The organism is Sinorhizobium prairiense (genome assembly GCF_029201645.2).
Classification (GTDB): Bacteria; Pseudomonadota; Alphaproteobacteria; order Rhizobiales; family Rhizobiaceae; genus Sinorhizobium; species Sinorhizobium meliloti_A.
This window is the reverse complement of record NZ_CP104133.1, coordinates 354,024-372,106: the sequence shown is the minus strand read 5'-3', so window position 1 is coordinate 372,106 and position 18,083 is coordinate 354,024. Positions and strand designations below refer to the sequence as shown.

The 18,083-nt window shown below is 64.4% G+C and carries 15 protein-coding genes and 1 pseudogene; 7 read left to right on the top strand and 9 right to left on the bottom strand.

The features are described from left to right. Positions 1–2: 2 nt before the first annotated feature. Together phnH and phnG are read right to left on the bottom strand one after the other, a co-directional pair. Positions 3–605 (bottom strand): phosphonate C-P lyase system protein PhnH, encoded by a 603-nt coding sequence (phnH, locus tag N0Q91_RS25105; RefSeq protein ID WP_275599442.1) that lies wholly within the window; start codon positions 603–605, stop codon positions 3–5. Next, positions 605–1,069 carry a phosphonate C-P lyase system protein PhnG gene (gene phnG / locus N0Q91_RS25100; RefSeq protein ID WP_198516666.1) on the bottom strand — a complete coding sequence of 155 codons (465 nt, stop codon included), beginning with the start codon at positions 1,067–1,069 and terminating at the stop codon, positions 605–607. Before phnG ends, phnH begins: the two co-directional genes overlap by 1 nt. A 125-nt stretch (positions 1,070–1,194) precedes the next feature. On the opposite strand from phnG, the gene phnF reads away from it, so the two are divergent. Next, entirely contained in the window at positions 1,195–1,929 is a 735-nt protein-coding gene (gene phnF / locus N0Q91_RS25095) for a phosphonate metabolism transcriptional regulator PhnF (RefSeq protein WP_275599441.1), read from the top strand. Between the two features lie 19 nt (positions 1,930–1,948). Here phnF and scpA read toward each other — a convergent pair whose 3' ends face one another. The 3 genes from scpA to N0Q91_RS25080 form a co-directional block, all read right to left on the bottom strand. After that, positions 1,949–4,087, bottom strand: a complete 2,139-nt coding sequence (gene scpA / locus N0Q91_RS25090; protein ID WP_275599440.1) for a methylmalonyl-CoA mutase — start codon at positions 4,085–4,087, stop codon at positions 1,949–1,951. Positions 4,088–4,311: 224 nt separating this feature from the next. Then, the gene (locus N0Q91_RS25085; RefSeq protein ID WP_275599439.1) at positions 4,312–6,324 is read right to left on the bottom strand and encodes an acetyl-CoA carboxylase biotin carboxylase subunit; all 2,013 of its coding nucleotides are present in this window, start codon (positions 6,322–6,324) and stop codon (positions 4,312–4,314) included. Between the two features lie 12 nt (positions 6,325–6,336). After that, positions 6,337–7,869: an acyl-CoA carboxylase subunit beta gene (locus N0Q91_RS25080; RefSeq protein ID WP_275599438.1), complete on the bottom strand. Its 1,533-nt coding sequence runs from the start codon at positions 7,867–7,869 to the stop codon at positions 6,337–6,339. Between the two features lie 151 nt (positions 7,870–8,020). On the opposite strand from N0Q91_RS25080, the gene N0Q91_RS25075 reads away from it, so the two are divergent. The 4 genes and pseudogenes from N0Q91_RS25075 (at position 8,021) to mmsB (ending at position 12,720) form a co-directional block, all read left to right on the top strand. Then, on the top strand, positions 8,021–9,439 hold the full coding sequence (locus tag N0Q91_RS25075; protein WP_275599437.1) for a helix-turn-helix domain-containing protein: 1,419 nt from the start codon (positions 8,021–8,023) through the stop codon (positions 9,437–9,439). A 123-nt stretch (positions 9,440–9,562) separates the two neighbouring features. Further along, positions 9,563–10,705: an isobutyryl-CoA dehydrogenase gene (locus N0Q91_RS25070; RefSeq protein WP_275599436.1), complete on the top strand. Its 1,143-nt coding sequence runs from the start codon at positions 9,563–9,565 to the stop codon at positions 10,703–10,705. Positions 10,706–10,717: 12 nt separating this feature from the next. Beyond that, positions 10,718–11,778 (top strand): annotated as a pseudogene (locus N0Q91_RS25065) (3-hydroxyisobutyryl-CoA hydrolase). A gap of 45 nt (positions 11,779–11,823) precedes the next feature. Continuing rightward, positions 11,824–12,720 (top strand): 3-hydroxyisobutyrate dehydrogenase, encoded by an 897-nt coding sequence (mmsB, locus tag N0Q91_RS25060; RefSeq protein ID WP_018096180.1) that lies wholly within the window; start codon positions 11,824–11,826, stop codon positions 12,718–12,720. Between the two features lie 35 nt (positions 12,721–12,755). On the opposite strand, the gene N0Q91_RS25055 is transcribed toward mmsB, so the two are convergent. The 3 genes from N0Q91_RS25055 to N0Q91_RS25045 form a co-directional block, all read right to left on the bottom strand. Next, positions 12,756–13,505, bottom strand: a complete 750-nt coding sequence (locus N0Q91_RS25055) for an SDR family oxidoreductase (RefSeq protein WP_275599435.1) — start codon at positions 13,503–13,505, stop codon at positions 12,756–12,758. Between the two features lie 137 nt (positions 13,506–13,642). Then, entirely contained in the window at positions 13,643–15,118 is a 1,476-nt protein-coding gene (locus N0Q91_RS25050) for a mannitol dehydrogenase family protein (protein ID WP_275599434.1), read from the bottom strand. Next, positions 15,106–15,243 carry a hypothetical protein gene (locus tag N0Q91_RS25045; protein ID WP_275599433.1) on the bottom strand — a complete coding sequence of 46 codons (138 nt, stop codon included), beginning with the start codon at positions 15,241–15,243 and terminating at the stop codon, positions 15,106–15,108. Before N0Q91_RS25045 ends, N0Q91_RS25050 begins: the two co-directional genes overlap by 13 nt. A gap of 338 nt (positions 15,244–15,581) precedes the next feature. On the opposite strand from N0Q91_RS25045, the gene N0Q91_RS25040 reads away from it, so the two are divergent. Continuing rightward, positions 15,582–16,646, top strand: a complete 1,065-nt coding sequence (locus N0Q91_RS25040) for a glycosyltransferase family 2 protein (protein WP_275599432.1) — start codon at positions 15,582–15,584, stop codon at positions 16,644–16,646. Between the two features lie 154 nt (positions 16,647–16,800). Next, on the top strand, positions 16,801–17,475 hold the full coding sequence (locus tag N0Q91_RS25035; protein WP_275599431.1) for an HAD family hydrolase: 675 nt from the start codon (positions 16,801–16,803) through the stop codon (positions 17,473–17,475). Positions 17,476–17,493: 18 nt separating this feature from the next. On the opposite strand, the gene N0Q91_RS25030 is transcribed toward N0Q91_RS25035, so the two are convergent. After that, entirely contained in the window at positions 17,494–17,679 is a 186-nt protein-coding gene (locus N0Q91_RS25030) for a DUF2735 domain-containing protein (RefSeq protein ID WP_275599430.1), read from the bottom strand. Positions 17,680–18,083 lie beyond the last annotated feature (404 nt).

Sequence of the window (18,083 nt, the reverse complement as noted above, 5' to 3'; positions counted from 1 at the left end):
GCTTACTCCCGCTCGAGTTTGGTGGTGCGCGGCAGGCAAAGCACTGCCTCGCGCGCCGTCAGGACGAGATCGATGCCGCGTGGAAAGATCGCCCGGTTGGCGGCCCAGAGGTCGAGGAACACGTCGGGCAGGCCCTTCGGTGCGATGACGATCCCGTTCTTGATTCCCGGTCCCCGGCCGATCAGCGGCTGCCCGCCCTCGAGCGCTTCCACCTCGACGACGAGCGTGGTGGAACGGTCGGGATATTCCTGCGTGCCGAGGGAGAACTGGTCGAAGCCCGGCACAGCCGCGTCCTTCTCGAAGAAGGCAAAGCGGGCTTCGTCCTTCGCCTCGGTGACGCCCGCGCCGGTGTGAAACGCGATCCACTTCGGCGCGGAGGATTTGGAGAGCGCCGGCGATAGCCAGACCGGCGTGTCGTGGTCGCAGAGCGTGAGCGCGACAGCTCCGCTTGCCTCTCCGAGTGGCGCCGGAGGGGCTGCAGCAGTGGAAAGCCGGCCGACGGTACCCGGGCGGGCGAAGCAGTCCATCAGGCTGCGGAACACGGACTGCGCCTCGAAGACAGGATCGGCGAAGGCGCCGCTATAGATTTGCGATTTGGCCTTCATCAATCCTCTCCGCGGACCATGGTGAAGAAGTCGACGCGGGTCGCAGCCGTTTCCTCGGCCTTGCGACGGTCTTCCGCATCAAGGCGAGCGGCCACCTGCTCGTGCAGCGCCTCGACGCTTGCGCGATGCGCAGCGCTCTGAAAAAGCGCGTCGAAGATCGCGGCAAAGCGGGCGCGTGCCTTGTCGGTGCCGAGCAGCTGCCCATGGCCGATCTCTCCGGTCGAAAGCCGCACGGTGGCGCGTGAAACGGTGGCCTCGCCGAGGTTGAAAGGATCGCCGCCGCCGCCGATCTTGCCGCGCACCATGACGAGCCCGGTTTCCGGACCGCGCACCGGCGCGACCTCCGGCTTGTCCTCGATCGCGTCCCAGGCCATGGAAAGTTCGCCGAGCGTGGCGCGCGCCAGAAGCCGCATGCCTTCCCGGCGCTGAGCGATGCCTTCATCACTTGTCTTCGCTGCATCCATCATCTCACTCCAAAATGTCTATTGATCTAGACAACTATACATCTTATACCTTTCCATAGCCTTCGCAAATGACAGGCTTGTGACATTTGCCAAGAAACCGGCGGCGAAGAAGTGGGGCGAAGAAGATGGTGGCGAAGGTCGTCGAACGGCAGATGGGCGTGGCGCTATGGCGGCAGATTGCCGACAGGATACGGCTGGCGATCAGCAACGGCGACTATGACGCGACCGGCATGGTGCCGCCGGAGACGGCCCTTGCAGCGGAATTCGGCGTCAATCGCCACACCGTGCGCAGCGCGCTGGCAGCACTCGCGGAAGAAGGTCTGGTGCGCGCGGTGCAGGGGCGCGGCACGATGATCGAGCGCAAGGATCGTGTGAGCTATCCGATCTCGCGGCGCACTCGCTTCTCGCAAGGCCTCGGCCGCCAGGTGAAGGAAATCGGAACCGAGCTCCGGGGGCATCGCCAAGTGTCGGCAAGCGGCGAAATCGCCGCTGCGCTTGGCGTTCCCCCGGGCACCCCTCTCATCGAGCTCAGCACCGTCAGCAGCGGCGACGGGCGGCCGCTTTCGACGGCGGTCAGCTACTACCCCGCCGAGCGCTTTGCGAGGATGGCGGAGGAATATGCGCGGCTCGGATCGGTCACCAAGGCCTTTGCCGTGCATGGGCTCGACGACTACGTCCGGGTCTCGACGGAGATCGTCGCGCGGCACGCGGACGCAGAGGAACTCTCGCTTCTGAAACTCTCGCCGGGGGCGATCGTCATGGAGACGCAATCGATCAATGCGGATCTCGGAGGCCGCCCGGTCGAATATTCGCGAACACGCTTTGCCGCCGACCGGATGAAGCTCCGGATCGAGACTTGAACTCGGCCGGACGCGCGGACTACACGTTTCGCCGCCTGCCTTCGATCAGATCCAGCACGGCGCGCGCGGCGTCGAGCACCTGGGTGCCGGGTCCGAAGACGGCGGCGACGCCGTTCTCCATCAGATAATCATAGTCCTGCCGGGGAATGACACCGCCGCAGACGACGATAATGTCCTCGCCGCCGCGCTTCTTCAGTGCCTCTGCGAGTTGCGGCATCAGCGTCCTGTGGCCGGCGGCAAGCGATGAAACGCCGATAACGGTGACCTCTTCGGCGAGCGCCAGATCGGCGGCTTCTTCCGGCGTCTGGAACAAGGGGCCCGCGACGACATCGAAGCCGATATCGCCGAAGGCGGATGCGATCACCTTGGCGCCGCGGTCGTGTCCGTCCTGGCCGAGCTTTGCTACCATGATCTTCGGCGTGTGGCCGAGCCGCTTCGTCGCTTCCCCGAGCCGCCCGGCGAGTACGCCGAGTTCCGGATCTCCTTCATAAGCCTTGCCGTAGATGTCGGTGACGACTTCCGGAATGGCGGTGTAATCGCCGAAAGCCTCCCGCATGGCATCGGTGATTTCGCCGACGGTGGCGCGCGCCCGGGCGGCTTCGACGGCGGCGGCGAGCAGATTGCCCTTGCCGCTGCGCGCCACGTCGGCCAGCGCGTCCAGCGCTTCCTTCATCTTCCGTGAGTCCCGCCGGCGCCTCGTCTCCTCGATCCGCTTGATCTGAGCCGCCCGAACCGCGGCATTGTCGATCTGGAGAATGTCGATCGGCTGCTCGTTATCGAGCCGGTACCGGTTGACGCCGACGATGACCTCCTCGCCCCGGTCTACGGCCGCCTGGCGCCGGGTCGCGGCCTCCTCGATCAGCCGCTTCGGCAGGCCGGCATTGACTGCCTTCGTCATGCCGCCCAGCGCCTCCACTTCCTCGATCAGGGCCCAGGCCTTTTCGGCAAGCTCGTTCGTCAGGCTCTCTACGTAATAGGAGCCGGCAAGCGGGTCGACGACCTTCGTCACGCCGGTTTCGTGCTGCAGGATCAATTGCGTGTTGCGGGCGATGCGGGCCGAAAAATCCGTCGGAAGCGCCATCGCCTCGTCGAAGGAATTGGTGTGAAGCGATTGCGTGCCGCCGAGCACGGCCGACATCGCCTCGAACGCGGTGCGGACGATGTTGTTATAGGGGTCCTGTTCCTGAAGCGACACGCCCGACGTCTGGCAATGGGTCCGCAGCATCAGGGAGGACGTCTTCTCGGGCTTGAACTCCTTCATGATCCGCGTCCAGAGGAGCCGTGCCGCGCGCAGCTTCGCTGCCTCCATGAAGAAGTTCATGCCGATTGCGAAGAAGAAGGAGAGCCGGCCGGCGAAGTCGTCGACGTTGAGCCCCTTGGCGAGTGCCGCGCGCACATATTCGCGCCCGTCGGCAAGGGTGAAGGCGAGTTCCTGCACGAGCGTCGCGCCGGCCTCCTGCATGTGATAGCCGGAGATCGAGATCGAATTGAACTTCGGCATCTCCTTCGCGGTATATTCGATGATGTCGGCGACGATCCGCATCGAGGGTTCCGGCGGATAGATGTAGGTGTTGCGGACCATGAACTCCTTGAGGATGTCGTTCTGAATGGTCCCGGAGAGCTTGTCGCGGCTGACGCCCTGTTCCTCGCCGGCAACGATGAAGGAGGCGAGGATCGGGATCACCGCACCGTTCATGGTCATGGACACGGAAATCCTGTCGAGCGGGATGCCGTCGAACAGGATCTTCATGTCCTCCACCGAGTCGATCGCGACCCCGGCCTTGCCGACATCCCCTTCGACGCGCGGATGGTCGCTGTCATAGCCGCGGTGCGTGGCGAGATCGAAGGCGACAGAGACGCCCTGCTGGCCGGCGGCGAGGTTCCTGCGATAGAAGGCGTTGGACGCCTCGGCCGTCGAGAAGCCGGCATATTGCCGGATCGTCCAGGGCCGGCCGGCATACATGGTGGCCCGCGGACCGCGCGCAAAGGGTTCGAAGCCGGGGAGCGCGTTCAGATGACCGATGCCGGAGATGTCGTCGTTCGTATAGAGCGGCTTGACGTCGATGCCCTCCGGCGTGTGCCAGACGAGGCTTTCGGGGGAGGCCTTGAGTTCTTTTTCGGCAAGGGCTTCCCAGTCCTTGATGGTCTTTTCGGTCATTGTTTCACTCCGAATAGCTTTGGCCGGGGCTTGGCACTCGTCGGTACCGATGAAACCGCAAGCCCCTCATCCGCCTGCCGGCACCTTCTCCCCGCAGGCGGGGCGAAGGAGACTCGCGGCGCAGTCTTAAGTCCACTCTCCCTGCGTGCGGGGAGAGTGCTAGGTGAGGGGCAAAGCTGCCGCTCCTCACGGCGGCATCTCAGCGCATCCTCAACGCTGCACCATCACTCGAACTCCATGATCAACTCGTCCACCGCGAGGCTCGCGCCGGCTTCGATCGCCACGCGCTTCACGATCGCACGCTTTTCCGCCCGCAGTATATTCTCCATCTTCATCGCCTCGACGACGGCAATCGCCTGTCCGGCCTCGACCGTGTCGCCGGGCTTGACGCTGATCGAGGTAACCACCCCGGGCATCGGGCAGAGCAGCATCTTGGACGTGTCGGGCGGAAGCTTCTTCGGCATCAGGCGGGCGAGCTCGGCGACGCGAGGGCTTCTGACCCTTGCGACGACGTCGATCCCTCGCCAACGCAACCTTATGCCCGGGCCGGCGAGCTCGACCTTCACGCTCATGGGCTGATTGTCGATGTTGAAAGCGGCGCGGGTGCGGCCGGGCGCCCAGTCGGTCGCGACCGAAACGGATGTCCCGTCGGCAAAGCGGACATAGGTGCCGTCGGCGGATGCCTCGCATGCGATCTGAATGTCGTGCCCGTCGAGGCTCGCCACCCATTCATGACCGACGATCCGGCGGTGGTTGCCGATGGTGCCGGAGATCCGGCTGGCGCGCTCCTGGAGCGTCTGGTTGACCGTAGCCGCGACGGCGGCGAGCTTGCGTGCCGAAGTCTCGTCCGGCGCCACCCCTTGAAACCCGTCCTTGAATTCCTCGGCGATATAGGCGGTGGTCAGCCGTCCCTCGCGGAAACGGTCCTGCTGCATCACGGCCGAGAGGAAGGGCAGGTTATGGCCGATCCCTTCGACTTCGAACGCGTCGAGTGCATCCGCCATCGCGCGCACGGCCGTCGGTCGGTCCGGTCCCCAGGTGCAGAGCTTGGCGATCATCGGATCGTAATACATCGAGATCTCGCCGCCCTCGCAGACGCCGGTGTCGTTGCGGATGACGGTACCGTCGGCCTGCACGCCTTCCTCCGGCGGACGATAGCGCGTCAGCCGGCCGATCGAGGGGAGGAAGTTGCGATAGGGGTCTTCCGCATAGAGCCGGCTTTCGATCGCCCAGCCGTCGAGCTTCACGTCTTTCTGGGTGAAAGCCAACTTCTCGCCGGCCGCGACGCGGATCATCTGCTCGACCAGATCGAGCCCGGTAACGAGTTCCGTCACGGGATGCTCGACCTGCAGCCGGGTGTTCATCTCGAGAAAGTAGAAGTTGCGGCCGGCGTCCACGATGAACTCGACCGTGCCGGCCGAGTGATAGCCGACGGCCTTTGCCAGCGCGACCGCCTGCTCGCCCATGGCGCGGCGTGTCTTCTCGTCGAGGAAGGGCGAGGGCGCCTCCTCGATGACCTTCTGGTTCCGCCGCTGGATCGAGCATTCGCGCTCGCCGAGATAGACGATATTGCCATGTTTGTCGCCGAGCACCTGGATCTCGATGTGGCGGGGCTCGGTCACGAATTTCTCGATGAAGATGCGGTCGTCGCCGAAGGAGCTTTTCGCCTCGTTCTTCGACGACTGGAAACCCTCTCGTGCCTCGCGCTCGTTCCAGGCGATCCGCATGCCCTTGCCGCCGCCGCCGGCGGAAGCCTTGATCATCACCGGAAAGCCGATCTCAGCGGCGATGCGCGCGGCCTCGTCCGCATCCTCGATCAGCCCCATATGGCCGGGAACGGTGGAGACGCCCGCTTCCGCGGCGAGCTTCTTCGAGGTGATCTTGTCGCCCATCGCCTCGATCGCCCCGACCGGCGGACCGATGAAGGTCACGCCTTCCTTCTCCAGAGCCTCGGCGAAGGCGGCGTTTTCGGAGAGGAAGCCGTAGCCGGGGTGAACGGCATCGGCCCCGCTCCTGCGGATCGCCGAGAGGATATTCTCGATGACGATGTAGGACTGGCTGGAGGGGGAGGGGCCGATATGGACGGCCTCGTCCGCCATGCGTACATGCATTGCGTCGCGGTCGGCATCCGAATAGACGGCAGCTGTCGCTATGCCGAGCCTCTTCGCGGTCCGGATGACGCGGCAGGCGATTTCACCACGATTGGCGATGAGGATCTTCTTGAACATGTTTCCCATCGGGTTCTCCCGTCAAAGCGGGATCGTGTCGTGCTTGCGCCAGCGGGTCTCGACCTGCTTGTTGCGCAAGGAGGCGAAGGCGCGGGCGATGCGGCGGCGGGAGGAGTGCGGCATGATCACCTCGTCGATGAAGCCTCTCTCGGCGGCGACGAAGGGATTGGCGAAGCGCTCTTCGTATTCCTTCGTCCGGGCTGCGATCTTCTCGGGGTCGCCGAGTTCGGAACGGTAGAGGATCTCGGTCGCGCCCTTGGCGCCCATCACGGCGATCTCGGCCGTCGGCCAGGCGTAGTTCACGTCGGCGCCGATGTGTTTGGATGCCATGACGTCATAGGCGCCGCCATAGGCCTTGCGCGTGATCAGCGTCACCATGGGGACCGTCGCCTGGCTATAGGCGAAGAGCAGCTTGGCGCCGTGCTTGATGACGCCGCCATATTCCTGGGCGGTGCCGGGCAGGAAGCCGGGCACGTCGACGAGCGTCAGAATCGGGATCGAGAAGGCGTCGCAGAAGCGGACGAAACGCGCGGCCTTGCGCGAGGAGTCGATGTCGAGGCAGCCGGCGAGAACCATCGGCTGGTTGGCGACGACGCCGACGGTCTGGCCTTCGATGCGGATGAACCCGGTTATGACGTTGCGGGCGAAGCTTGCCTGGAGTTCAAAGAAATCGCCCTCGTCGGCAATGGCGAGGATTAATTCCTTCATGTCGTATGGCTTGGCGGCACTGTCCGGGATCAGGCTGTCGAGCCGCATTTCGATACGTGAGGGATCGTCATGGAACGGCCGCACCGGCGGCTTCTCGCGGTTGTTCAGCGGCAGGAAATCGAAGAGCAGGCGGACGTGCTCGAGCGCCTCGACATCGTTTTCATAGGCGCCGTCGGCGACCGAGGATTTCGTCGTGTGCGTGCGGGCGCCACCGAGCTCTTCCGCGGTGACGATCTCATTGGTGACCGTCTTCACGACGTCGGGACCGGTCACGAACATGTAGGAACTGTCGCGGACCATGAAGATGAAGTCGGTCATCGCAGGCGAGTAGACCGCACCACCGGCGCAGGGGCCCATGATCACCGAGATCTGCGGAATGACGCCTGACACCTCCGCATTGCGGCGGAAGACCTCGGCATAGCCGGCAAGCGACGCCACGCCCTCCTGGATGCGCGCGCCGCCGGAATCGTTGAGGCCGATCACCGGCGCACCGTTGCGCGCGGCCATGTCCATGATCTTGCAGATCTTCTGGGCATGGGTCTCGGAGAGGGAGCCGCCGAGAACCGTGAAGTCCTGGCTGAAGACATAGACCTGGCGGCCGTTGATGGTGCCCCAGCCGGTGACGACGCCGTCGCCGGGGATCTTCTGGCCAGCCATGCCGAAATCGACGCTGCGATGCGTCACATACATGTCGTATTCTTCGAAGGAGCCCTCGTCGAGAAGCACGTCGATGCGCTCGCGTGCCGTCAGCTTGCCCTTGCCGTGCTGCGCGGCGACCCGGCGTTCACCGCCGCCCGCCCTCGCTTCGGCCCGGCGGGCTTCCACCTGTTCAAGTACGGCGCGCATCGCTCTCCTCCATTTTTGCTGATTGTGCAGAGGCTTGCCTGCCTTCGCAATAGCGCCGAAGGCCTGATGGAAAAACCGCCGATGATGTGCAAATGTGGAACATATAAAATTGCTAAGCGCAAACTGCAAAGTTGCGAATACGAGTGCAAAGATGGCGATCGGGAAGCTCTATATCGGCCGCAAGGTCAGGGATCTCAGGGATGGCAAGCGACTGACGCAGGGGCAGTTCGCCGAGCGCATTGGAATTTCGACGAGCTATCTCAATCAGATCGAGAACAATCAGCGTCCCGTGTCCGCGGCGGTGCTGCTCGCACTGGCGGAGAAGTTCCAGATCGACATCGCCGAACTATCCTCGGGCGAAAGCGACCGATTGCTCTCGGCACTGTCGGAAGCTTTGAGCGACCCGCTCTTCGAAACCTATTCGCCGAGCCTGCAGGAGCTGAAGCTCGTCGCCCAGAATGCGCCGGGGCTCGCCCATGCGCTGATCTCCTGTCATCAGGCCTATAGGCGCAACAGCGAGCAGCTCGCCAGCATCGACGACACGATCGGCCGTGGTGCGTCCCTGGTGGAGACGACGCCCTATGAAGAGGTGCGCGACTTCTTCCATTTCGTCGACAACTATATTCATGAAATCGATACGCTCGCCGAGAGGCTTGCGGGCGAGCTCGGCCTCGGCGATGGCGACAACCATGCGGCCCTCGCCGCCTATCTGGAGGCGCGCCACGGAATACGTGTCGTGCGCGGGGCAGCGGGCGACGAGGCGATCCGCCGTTTCGATCCCCGCGCCCGCCTACTCACGCTCAATCCTTACGCGCCGGCGGCGACACGCGACTTCCAGCTCGCATTGCAGATCGCACAGATGCACGCCCGCGAGGAGATCGACCGGGTGGCGGGAAGCGCCGGCTTCCGAACGGAGGAAGCCTATGAGATCTGCCGCATCGGTCTGCAGAACTATTTTGCGGGCGCCTTGATCCTCCCCTACCAGCCGTTCTCGAAAGCCGCACGCGACCTGCGCCACGATGTCGAGCTTCTTGCTGCCCGTTTCGGTGCCTCGCTGGAGCAGGTCTGCCACCGGCTTTCGACGCTGCAGCGGCCGGGGCAGAAGGGTATTCCGATCTTCTTCGCGCGGATCGACCGGGCCGGCAACATCACCAAGCGCCACAGTGCCGCCAAGCTGCAATTCGCCCGCTTCGGCGCAGCCTGCCCGCTCTGGAACGTGCATCAGGCCTTCGAGACACCGGGAAGCATCATCCGCCAGCTTGCCGAGACGCCGGACGGCGTGCGCTACCTCTGTCTCGCGACCCAGATCACCAAGGGCGGCGGCGGTTACCGGGCCGCGCATCCCCGCTATGCCTTGGCGCTGGGCTGCGAAATCTCCTACGCCGATGCCTTCGTTTATGCCGACGACATGGATCTCGGGAACCGCGCCGCCTACGATCCGATCGGCATTTCCTGCCGCATCTGCGAGCGCACCAGATGTGCGAGCCGTGCCGTGCCGCCGCTGAAGCGCAAGCTCATCGTCGATCATGACATGCGCGGCGCTCTGCCGTATCGTCTTAGCGAGACGTAGAGCCGCGCCCAGCGTCCTGTTCGTTTCTGAACAGATACTGTGTGCATTTGCGTCTGTGCCTGTGCGGGTTTTGCTGTAACTAAGCATTGCAGCAGCGATATGCGGGTCAGGGAGGACATGCATATGGATTTTCGCCTTTCCGAGGAACAGCAGGCCATCCGCACGATGGCGCTCGATTTTGCCCGGGACGAGATCGCGCCCCACGCAATCGACTGGGACCAGCAGAAGCATTTTCCGGTGGAGACTTTGCGCGCGGCGGCCGCGCTCGGAATGGCCGGCATCTATGTCCGCGACGACGTCGGCGGAACGGGACTTACCCGTCTCGACGCGGCAATGATCATCGAGGCGCTCGCGACCGGCTGCCCCGCGATCGCCTCCTTCGTTTCGATCCACAATATGTGCGCCGGCATGATCGATCGCTACGGCACGGACGCGCAGCGCCGGCGCCTGCTTCCGCCGCTTCTCACGATGGACGTCCTGGCGAGCTATTGCCTGACGGAGCCCGGCTCCGGCTCGGACGCGGCCGCGCTCAAGACAAAGGCGGTGCCCGAGGGTGACGCCTATCTGCTTACCGGCCAGAAACAGTTCATTTCCGGTGCCGGCGAGTCCGGCCTTTATATCGTCATGGCGCGCACGGGCGAGGAAGGGCCGAAGGGGATCTCCGCCTTTGTCGTCGAGAAGGACGCTCCTGGGCTCACCTTCGGCGCCAATGAGAAGAAGATGGGCTGGCATGCCCAGCCCACGCGGGCGGTGATGCTCGACAATGTTCGCGTTCCCGTCGAGAACCGGCTGGGTGCCGAGGGCGAGGGCTTCAGGATCGCCATGGCCGGTCTCGACGGGGGCAGGCTCAACATCGCCGCCGCCTCGCTCGGCGGCGCGCAATCCGCTTTCGACAAGGCGCTTGCCTATGTCCAGGAGCGCCGGGCCTTCGGGAAGGCGATCGGCGAATTCCAGGCGCTGCAGTTCCGCCTCGCCGATATGGCGACGGATCTGGAAATCGCTCGGACCTTCCTCTGGCGGGCGGCCTGCGCCCTCGATGCGGCGGACCCGGAGGCGCCGAAGCTCTGCGCGATGGCCAAACGTTTTGTCACAGATTGCTGCTTTGCTGTCGCCAATGACGCACTGCAATTGCATGGCGGCTACGGCTATCTCGCCGACTACGGCGTCGAGAAGATTGTCCGCGACCTGAGGGTGCACCAGATACTCGAAGGTACGAACGAGATCATGCGGCTGATCGTGTCGCGTGCGATCATGGGACGGAACTAGGAAGGATTTTCGATGGAGATGCAGACCACGCTTCCGGAGGTCATTGTCGAGCGCCAGGGCGCGATCGGCAGGCTGCGGCTCAACCGTCCCCGCGCACTGAACAGCCTCAATCGCACGATGATCCGCGCGATCGCTGCGGCGCTGACCGAGTTCGAGCGCGACCCGGAGATTGCCGCAGTGCTTGTCACGGGCGAGGGCGAACGGGGCCTCTGCGCCGGCGGCGACATCCGGATGATCTACGAAAGCGGCCGTGAACGGCCTGAGGAGGGCGCGCAGTTCTGGCGCGAGGAGTTCGTCGTCAACAGCCGAATTTCAGCCTATTCCAAGCCCTATATCGCGATCATGGACGGGATCGTGATGGGCGGCGGCGTCGGCGTTTCCTCCCATGGCAGCCATCGGATCGTGACCGAGAGGACGCGCTTCGCGATGCCGGAAACGGGGATCGGCTATTTCACCGATGTCGGCGCGACCTGGCTCCTGCCGCGCGCGCCCGGCGAGTTCGGTACCTATCTCGGGCTGACGGGCCGCGATATCGGTGCGGCGGCGGTCATCCATGCGCGGCTCGCCGACAGTTTCGTTCCCTCCGAGAGGATCGGCGAGCTCATCGCCTCGCTCTCTGCCTCGGCCACGGCTGATGACGTTTCGGCGGCGATCCGCGCCGTTTCGAGCGAGCCCCCGGCATCGGCCCTGCTCGACCATCTGTCCGTCATCGACCGCTGCTTCGCCTTCGATGCCGTGGAGGAGATCCTCGCGGCACTGGAAAAGGACGGGTCGGATTTCGCGCGCGAGACGCTCGAACTCCTGAAGACCCGATCGGCGATCAGCCTCAAACTGACGCTGTCGCTCCTAAGGGCAGGGCGCTCCAGCGCAACGCTCAACGAATGCCTCGAGCGGGAATATGCCGCCACCCTCGCCATGCTTTCCAACCCGGATTTCTACGAGGGCGTCAGGGCCGCGGTGATCGACAAGGACAGGAATCCGAAATGGTCGGTCGTGCTTTCGGAAGCTACCCCGAGATGCTCGCCCGCTTCGGGAGGAATGACGGCGCGCCGCTCTTCGCCGGAAAGGCATAAGGCGCGGGCAGTTCGCGACAGGTTCAGTTGAGGAGGAGAGGCAAGATGACGAAGATCGCCTTTATCGGGCTTGGCAACATGGGCGGACCTATGGCCGCCAATCTGGTGAAGGCGGGCCACGCGGTCGCCGGCTTCGATCTGTCGGAAGCCTCGCGCAATGCCGCCGCCAAGACGGGCGTCTCGGTCGCCGGCTCGATCGCGCAGGCCGTGCGTGAGATGGAATGCGTCATCACCATGTTGCCGGCGAGCGCGCATGTCCTTTATGTGTGGGACGAACTGCTCGGCTTCGTCGATCCCGGCACGCTTCTGATCGACAGCTCGACGATCGACGTCGAAAGCGCGCGCAAGGTTCACGGCCTTGCCGAAAGGGCTGGCTGCCCTTCGCTCGACGCGCCTGTTTCCGGCGGCACGGCGGGGGCGGCGGCCGCTACGCTGACCTTCATGGTCGGAGGGAGCGAGGGCGCCTTCTCGCGCGGCAAGCACCTGCTCGAAGCCATGGGCAAGAAGATCGTCCATTGCGGCGACGCCGGCGCCGGCCAGGCGGCGAAGATCTGCAACAATATGATCCTCGGCGTTTCCATGGCGGCGGTCTGCGAGGCCTTCGTGCTCGCCGAACGGCTCGGCCTCTCGCATCAGGCGCTCTTCGACGTGGCCTCTACCTCGTCGGGCCAGTGCTGGTCGCTGACGACCTATTGCCCGGTGCCCGGCCCGGTTCCGACCTCGCCTGCCAATGGTGGCTACAAGCCCGGTTTCGCCGCGAGCCTCATGCTCAAGGATCTGAAACTCTCGCAGCAGGCGGCCAGCGCCAGCGGTGCGGCGACGCCGATGGGGGCACAGGCGACACAGCTTTACAGCCTTTTCGAGAAGCTCGGTCACGGGGCAGAGGATTTCTCCGCGCTGATCCATCTGCTCAGGGGGAACGAGGAGGCGAAGGAGGGGTAGCTTGCCCCCTCTGGCCTGCCGGCATCCACCAATCCTCACATCTGCACGGTCATTCCGCCGTCGACGGTGAGCATGATTCCGTTGACGAAGCTCGCGGCCGGCGAGGCGAGGAAGACGGCGGCGGGGGCGATCTCTTCCGGCCGCCCCCAGCGCTTCAGCGGAATGCGGACGTCGACGAAGGCTTTGAGCGCCGGATCGGCTGCGAGATGCGCATTGGTCTCGGTCGCAAACCAGCCGGGCGCGATCGCGTTGACGGTGAGATTGTCGGCGCCGAGTTCGACCGCGAGCGAGCGCGTCAGTGCGGCGAGCCCGCCCTTCGCCGCCGTATAGGCGGGATCGCCTGCCCGCGCCGCGAAGGCGGCGATCGAGGTCACGAAGATCAGCCGACCGGCCGCGGAGCGCCTGAGATAGGGAAGGGCAGTCTTTGCCATGGCGTAGGCCGCGGTCAGGTCGGTGTTCAACAGAGCCGCAAATTCGTGCGGTTCCATCGCTTCCGTCCCGCGGCGGTCGCGTTCGCCGACAGCGTGGATGAGAATGTCGAGCCCGCCCGTCTTTTCGACCGTGGCGGCGATGATCGCCGGCGCATCGCGGGTTATGTCGCCGGCCGCAATCCCGATCTCGATGCCGTCGCCTTGGAGCCGCTTGCGCGCATCTTCCAGGCCTTGGCCGTTGCGGCCGTTGATCACCGTCCAGGCGCCGGCCCTGGCGAGCGCCTTCGCCATCTCGAGGCCGAGGCCGCGTCCGCCGCCGGTAACCAGAGCCGTCCTGCCGCTGAGATCGAACATGGCCTTCCTTCGCCCGTTCTTAGATCACGATGTTTTAAGGTCGGGTCGACCTAAAAACAGGACCGTGATCGGTTCCAAGAAGTTGAGACGCGGGATGCGGGTTGAAAACCGCATACACTTTTTTGCCTCGTCCCGCTCTAAGCCCCGTAGCTTCGAAGCGTCGCCGCCGACCCGTTCCGGAGGAGTCCATCCAGCGCCTTGATCAGCGCGGCGCGAAACGGAGCGCTCGCCGGAAGGTCCGTGCCGAAGACGTCCGTCATCGTCAGAAAGGCATCGACGATGCGATCCGGCTCGTCAATTCCCTGCGCAAGCCCGGCAATCCGGGCAGCATGCGGATCGCGCACGTCGATGGGACGCCCCGCCTCGTCCAGGCCGCGCGCATAGCGCATCCAGGCGGCGACCCCGAGCGCGAGCCGGTCATAGCCGGCCTCGGCGTGCAGCCGGTCCCTGATCGAGCCGAGGAGGCGCTGCGGCAGCTTCTGCGAGCCATCCATTGCGATCTGCCAGGTGCGGTGGCGAAGCGCCGGATTGCGAAAGCGCTGAAGGAGTTCGGCCCGATAGGCCGGAAGGTCGAAGCCGGGCAGTTCCGGAAGGGTGGGGCTCACCTCGTGGCGCATCAACCCTTCGACCAAAGCTTCCATGCCCGGAAGGGACATGGCATCCGCCACCGTCTCGGCACCGGCGAGATAGCCGAGATAGGCGAGTGTGGAATGGCTTCCGTTCAGAAGCCGGAGCTTCATGAACTCGAAGGCGGAGACGTCTTGGACGAAGAGCGCTCCCGCCTTTTCCCATGCCGGGCGGCCGAGCGGGAAATCCTCCTCGATCACCCATTGCCGGAAGGGTTCGGTCATGATCGGCCAGGCATCTTCGAGCCCCATTGCCGCTGCGACCGCACTCCGGTCGCCGTCGGTGGTGGCCGGAACGATGCGGTCCACCATGGTCGAAGGCGACGCGACGTTGCGGATGACGGCGGCGAGGGCCGGATCGCGCAGTTCCGCGAACTGCATGACGATACGCTTCAGAACATGGCCGTTCCCCGGAAGATTGTCGCAGGAGAGCAGCGTGAAGGGGGCGATACCGGCGCTGACGCGACGCGAAATCGCCTCGACGATGAAGCCGATTGCCGATCGCGGCCGCGCGGGGTTTGCGAGATCGTGAACGATGTCCGGATGGCCTTCGTCGAGCGTGCCGGTTGCCGGATTGTGGCAATAGCCCTTCTCGGTGATCGTCAGCGACACGATACGCGTGGCGGGGTCCGCCATGCGGCGAAGGACGGCTTCCGGGTCCTCCGGCGCGCAAAGGAGCTCGACGACACTGCCGATCACGCTGAGATCGGAGCCTTCGCCGTCCTGGACGGCGAGGGTGTAGAGCCCGTCCTGCGGTTGAAGCGCGTCGCGCGTTTCCGGGCTGCGCAGCGAGACGCCGCAGATGCCCCAGGACGGATTCTCGGAGAGCAGCGCATCGGTGTACGCGGCCTGATGCGCGCGATGAAAGGCACCGATACCGAGGTGTACGATGCCGACGGTAACTGGCCCGAGGTCATAATCGGGCCTTTTGACGGTGTGTGGCAGGCGGTCGATCGTCTTTCTCGAAAGCCGCATCAGAAGGCCCATCCGTTTCCGGTACCCGCTTGTCCGGTGCCTGCGACCGGCATCGCGTTCGCGGGCTGCAATGTCGCGCCTGGCGCCGTCAATCGCATGGCGATCACCTTCATGGTGTCGGGGTGTCTGGCATCCACGCGGCTTCCTCCCTGCGTCGTTTTGGCTGCAAAATTGGTATATCAGCCGCCGGAGGGGCGTCAACCGAGGTCACTTTGCTGCCTATCCGGGCATACGCTCGATCATCGGCACGGCAAGGCTGCAGACCGGCGTGCCGCCGCTGCAGCGGTCACTCAAATGCCACAAAACTGGGGAGGCTCACGCAGGATCGAGCACGATCTTCGCCGCCCGCCCGGCGCAACCGCGCCGTTGTCTTCACCGCAGCCCGAGAGGCTGTGCTTTCGGGACGGGCATCACCCTCAAGGACCTGCATGAGAAGGTTCGCCGCGACCAAAGCCGAAAAGCGAGGTTCACTGCGATGCATTCCATCCGAGACCATCTTCCTGTCTCCATCATCATAGCGAATTACAATTATGCGCGGTTCCTGAGCCGCGCGATCGACAGCGCCCTCGACCAGGACCACGCGCAGGTCGAGGTCATCGTCGTAGACGATGCGTCGACCGACGGGTCGGCGGAGGTGATCGCGTCCTACGGCGGACGGATCAAGGCCCGCCTGCGGGAGGAAAATGGCGGTCACGCAGCCGCTTTCAACACCGGCTTTGCGGCAAGTCGAGGGGCGATCGTTCTCTTCCTCGACGCCGACGACTATCTCTACCCGGCTGCCGTTTCCGAATTGCTTGCCCAGTGGAGCGACGACACGGCCCAGATGCAGTTCCGGCTGCATCTGGTGGACGAGGATCTGCGCGTCAAGGACATCTTCCCGCCCCCCGAGGTCCCGTTCGACTCCGGTGACGTAACGCCGCAACTGGCGCGCCGCGCACGATACCAGACGACGGTCACCAGCGGACTGGCTTTTGCACGCTCGGCTCTCGATGTCATCATGCCGGTTCCGGAAGCCGAGTTCCGGCAGGGTGCAGACGGCTACCTTGTCACGCTCGCCCCGCTCTACGGGAAGGTGACGTCGCTCGAAGCCTGCCTCGGCGCCTACCGAATGCACGGCAGCAATCATTCTGTTTTCGCCGAAAAACTCGGGCAGAGGGCGCGCTGGAGGGTGGAGCATGATTTTCACCGACTGCATGCCCTCAACGAACAGGCGGCCGATGTCGGTCTATCGGTTTCGCCGAAAGCGAACCTGCGCGACCCGGTGCATCTGGAGGAGCGTCTTGCATCGCTCTGCGTGGACGGCGCACGCCATCCGGTGGCTGCGGATTCGAGGCTCGGTCTCGCCGCTCACGGTGCCGTCGCCAGCATGCAGATGAACGTCTCGCTGCGCCGTCGTGCCATGCTGGCAGCCTGGTTCGTCTCCGTCGGGCTGCTGCCGCGGCGCATGGCGCAGGCGGTCCTTTCATGGAAGCTCGTCGCTTCCTCACGGCCGGCCTTCCTGACCCGGATTTCGAGAACCATTCGCCATGCGATGGGGTAGTTGCACTTGCACGCAGACGCGATCAGGGTTCACAAAGGAAAAGTAGACAGACTGTCTGTTCGGCTGCGAAACCTGACCCATATTTTCGCAGGTGACGGCGCCATGGCCCGTGCGTCCGATCGGACGCGCAAAGGCCGTTACCGGGAGAAAGAGCATGCGCATCGAACCCGTCTTCCTGTTCGATCTGGACGGCACACTCGTCGACAGCGTCTACCAGCACGTGCTTGCCTGGAAGGAAGCGCTCGACGCGGAAGGGATCGACCTTTCGGTCTGGCGCATCCATCGCAAGATCGGCATGAGCGGCGGGCTCTTCGCCGACCAGCTCCTGCGCGAAACGAGCATGGAAATCAGCGGTGACAGGGTTGCGCGATTGCGTCAGCGCCACGCCGACGCTTACAGGCGGCAGGCAGACAGCATACGACCGTTGCCCGGCGCGCGCGAGCTTCTAACGTGGCTCACCGATGCGAAGATCTCCTATGCGATCGCCACGAGCGGGCGGATGGAGACGGCCGCCGTCAATCTCGCCGCTCTCGGCGTCGATCCGGCGGTCGTGCCGGTCGTGACGCGAGACCTCGTCAAATATGCCAAGCCCGATCCGGATCTCTTTCTCGCCGCCGCCGAACAGCTCGGCGCCCCGATCGAGACGGCAGTGGTGGTCGGCGACAGTATCTGGGATATGCTGGCGGCGGTGCGCTGCCGTGCCTTGGCCATCGGCTTGCTGAGCGGAGGCTACGGACATGAGGAACTGCGGCAAGCCGGTGCTTACCGCATCTTCGACGACCCGGCCGATATGCTGCACCATATCGACGAGGTCGGCGGGCGGCGGTGAGCGGGAAGACCGCACGCTTCAGTGCTTCGTATCGTCGCTCAGGGCTTCTTCGTGATACCAGCAGCCATCGACGGCGGCGCACACGTCCGACGGTACGAGGTCCAGTTTGCGCTGGGCTTCGGAGCGCCGTTCCTCGGCCTTCCGTGACACAGCGGCCGGAAACTTCAGGATCGTCGCAGACTTGCCGTAAAGACTCGTGGCCATGCTCTGGTCTCCCGTGAGTTCTGGGGAGAAACATAGTGCAACCAGGCAGGATTTGCACATGATTTACGCGAATTGCCGAAATTTCGTTCAATTCCGTGCCGGAATTGCGAGCATTGTCCGGAGCATTCACGGATGCAACGGGCGCAAGTGCGATTTTTTAGGCAGCGGCGCCTGCCAAATAATTTTTGGGCAGAAATGTTCGGGCCGCGGACGCCGATAAGGATGAGCAGGAGAAGCGGCTCCAGGCACCTTTCCGCGAGTGAGGAGACCGCGGTATCGATTTGAATTGCTGCTTGTTTTTCTACCCAGGCCGGCCCCGAACCGCGTAAAAATGCCGGGCTTTGCGGGTCCCGCCGAGGATCTTTTCCGGCTGCGTCCGCGGGGCGCGTCCGCGCCGATTCGCC

Excerpts from the sequence above, each read along its gene's own strand:
- phnH (WP_275599442.1), bottom strand. The coding sequence starts at position 605 with ATGAAGGCCAAATCGCAAATCTATAGCGGCGCCTTCGCCGATCCTGTC.
- phnG (WP_198516666.1), bottom strand. The coding sequence starts at position 1,069 with ATGGATGCAGCGAAGACAAGTGATGAAGGCATCGCTCAGCGCCGGGAA.
- phnF (WP_275599441.1), top strand. The coding sequence starts at position 1,195 with ATGGTGGCGAAGGTCGTCGAACGGCAGATGGGCGTGGCGCTATGGCGG.
- scpA (WP_275599440.1), bottom strand. The coding sequence starts at position 4,087 with ATGACCGAAAAGACCATCAAGGACTGGGAAGCCCTTGCCGAAAAAGAA.
- N0Q91_RS25085 (WP_275599439.1), bottom strand. The coding sequence starts at position 6,324 with ATGGGAAACATGTTCAAGAAGATCCTCATCGCCAATCGTGGTGAAATC.
- N0Q91_RS25080 (WP_275599438.1), bottom strand. The coding sequence starts at position 7,869 with ATGCGCGCCGTACTTGAACAGGTGGAAGCCCGCCGGGCCGAAGCGAGG.
- N0Q91_RS25075 (WP_275599437.1), top strand. The coding sequence starts at position 8,021 with ATGGCGATCGGGAAGCTCTATATCGGCCGCAAGGTCAGGGATCTCAGG.
- N0Q91_RS25070 (WP_275599436.1), top strand. The coding sequence starts at position 9,563 with ATGGATTTTCGCCTTTCCGAGGAACAGCAGGCCATCCGCACGATGGCG.
- mmsB (WP_018096180.1), top strand. The coding sequence starts at position 11,824 with ATGACGAAGATCGCCTTTATCGGGCTTGGCAACATGGGCGGACCTATG.
- N0Q91_RS25055 (WP_275599435.1), bottom strand. The coding sequence starts at position 13,505 with ATGTTCGATCTCAGCGGCAGGACGGCTCTGGTTACCGGCGGCGGACGC.
- N0Q91_RS25050 (WP_275599434.1), bottom strand. The coding sequence starts at position 15,118 with ATGGGCCTTCTGATGCGGCTTTCGAGAAAGACGATCGACCGCCTGCCA.
- N0Q91_RS25040 (WP_275599432.1), top strand. The coding sequence starts at position 15,582 with ATGCATTCCATCCGAGACCATCTTCCTGTCTCCATCATCATAGCGAAT.
- N0Q91_RS25035 (WP_275599431.1), top strand. The coding sequence starts at position 16,801 with ATGCGCATCGAACCCGTCTTCCTGTTCGATCTGGACGGCACACTCGTC.
- N0Q91_RS25030 (WP_275599430.1), bottom strand. The coding sequence starts at position 17,679 with ATGGCCACGAGTCTTTACGGCAAGTCTGCGACGATCCTGAAGTTTCCG.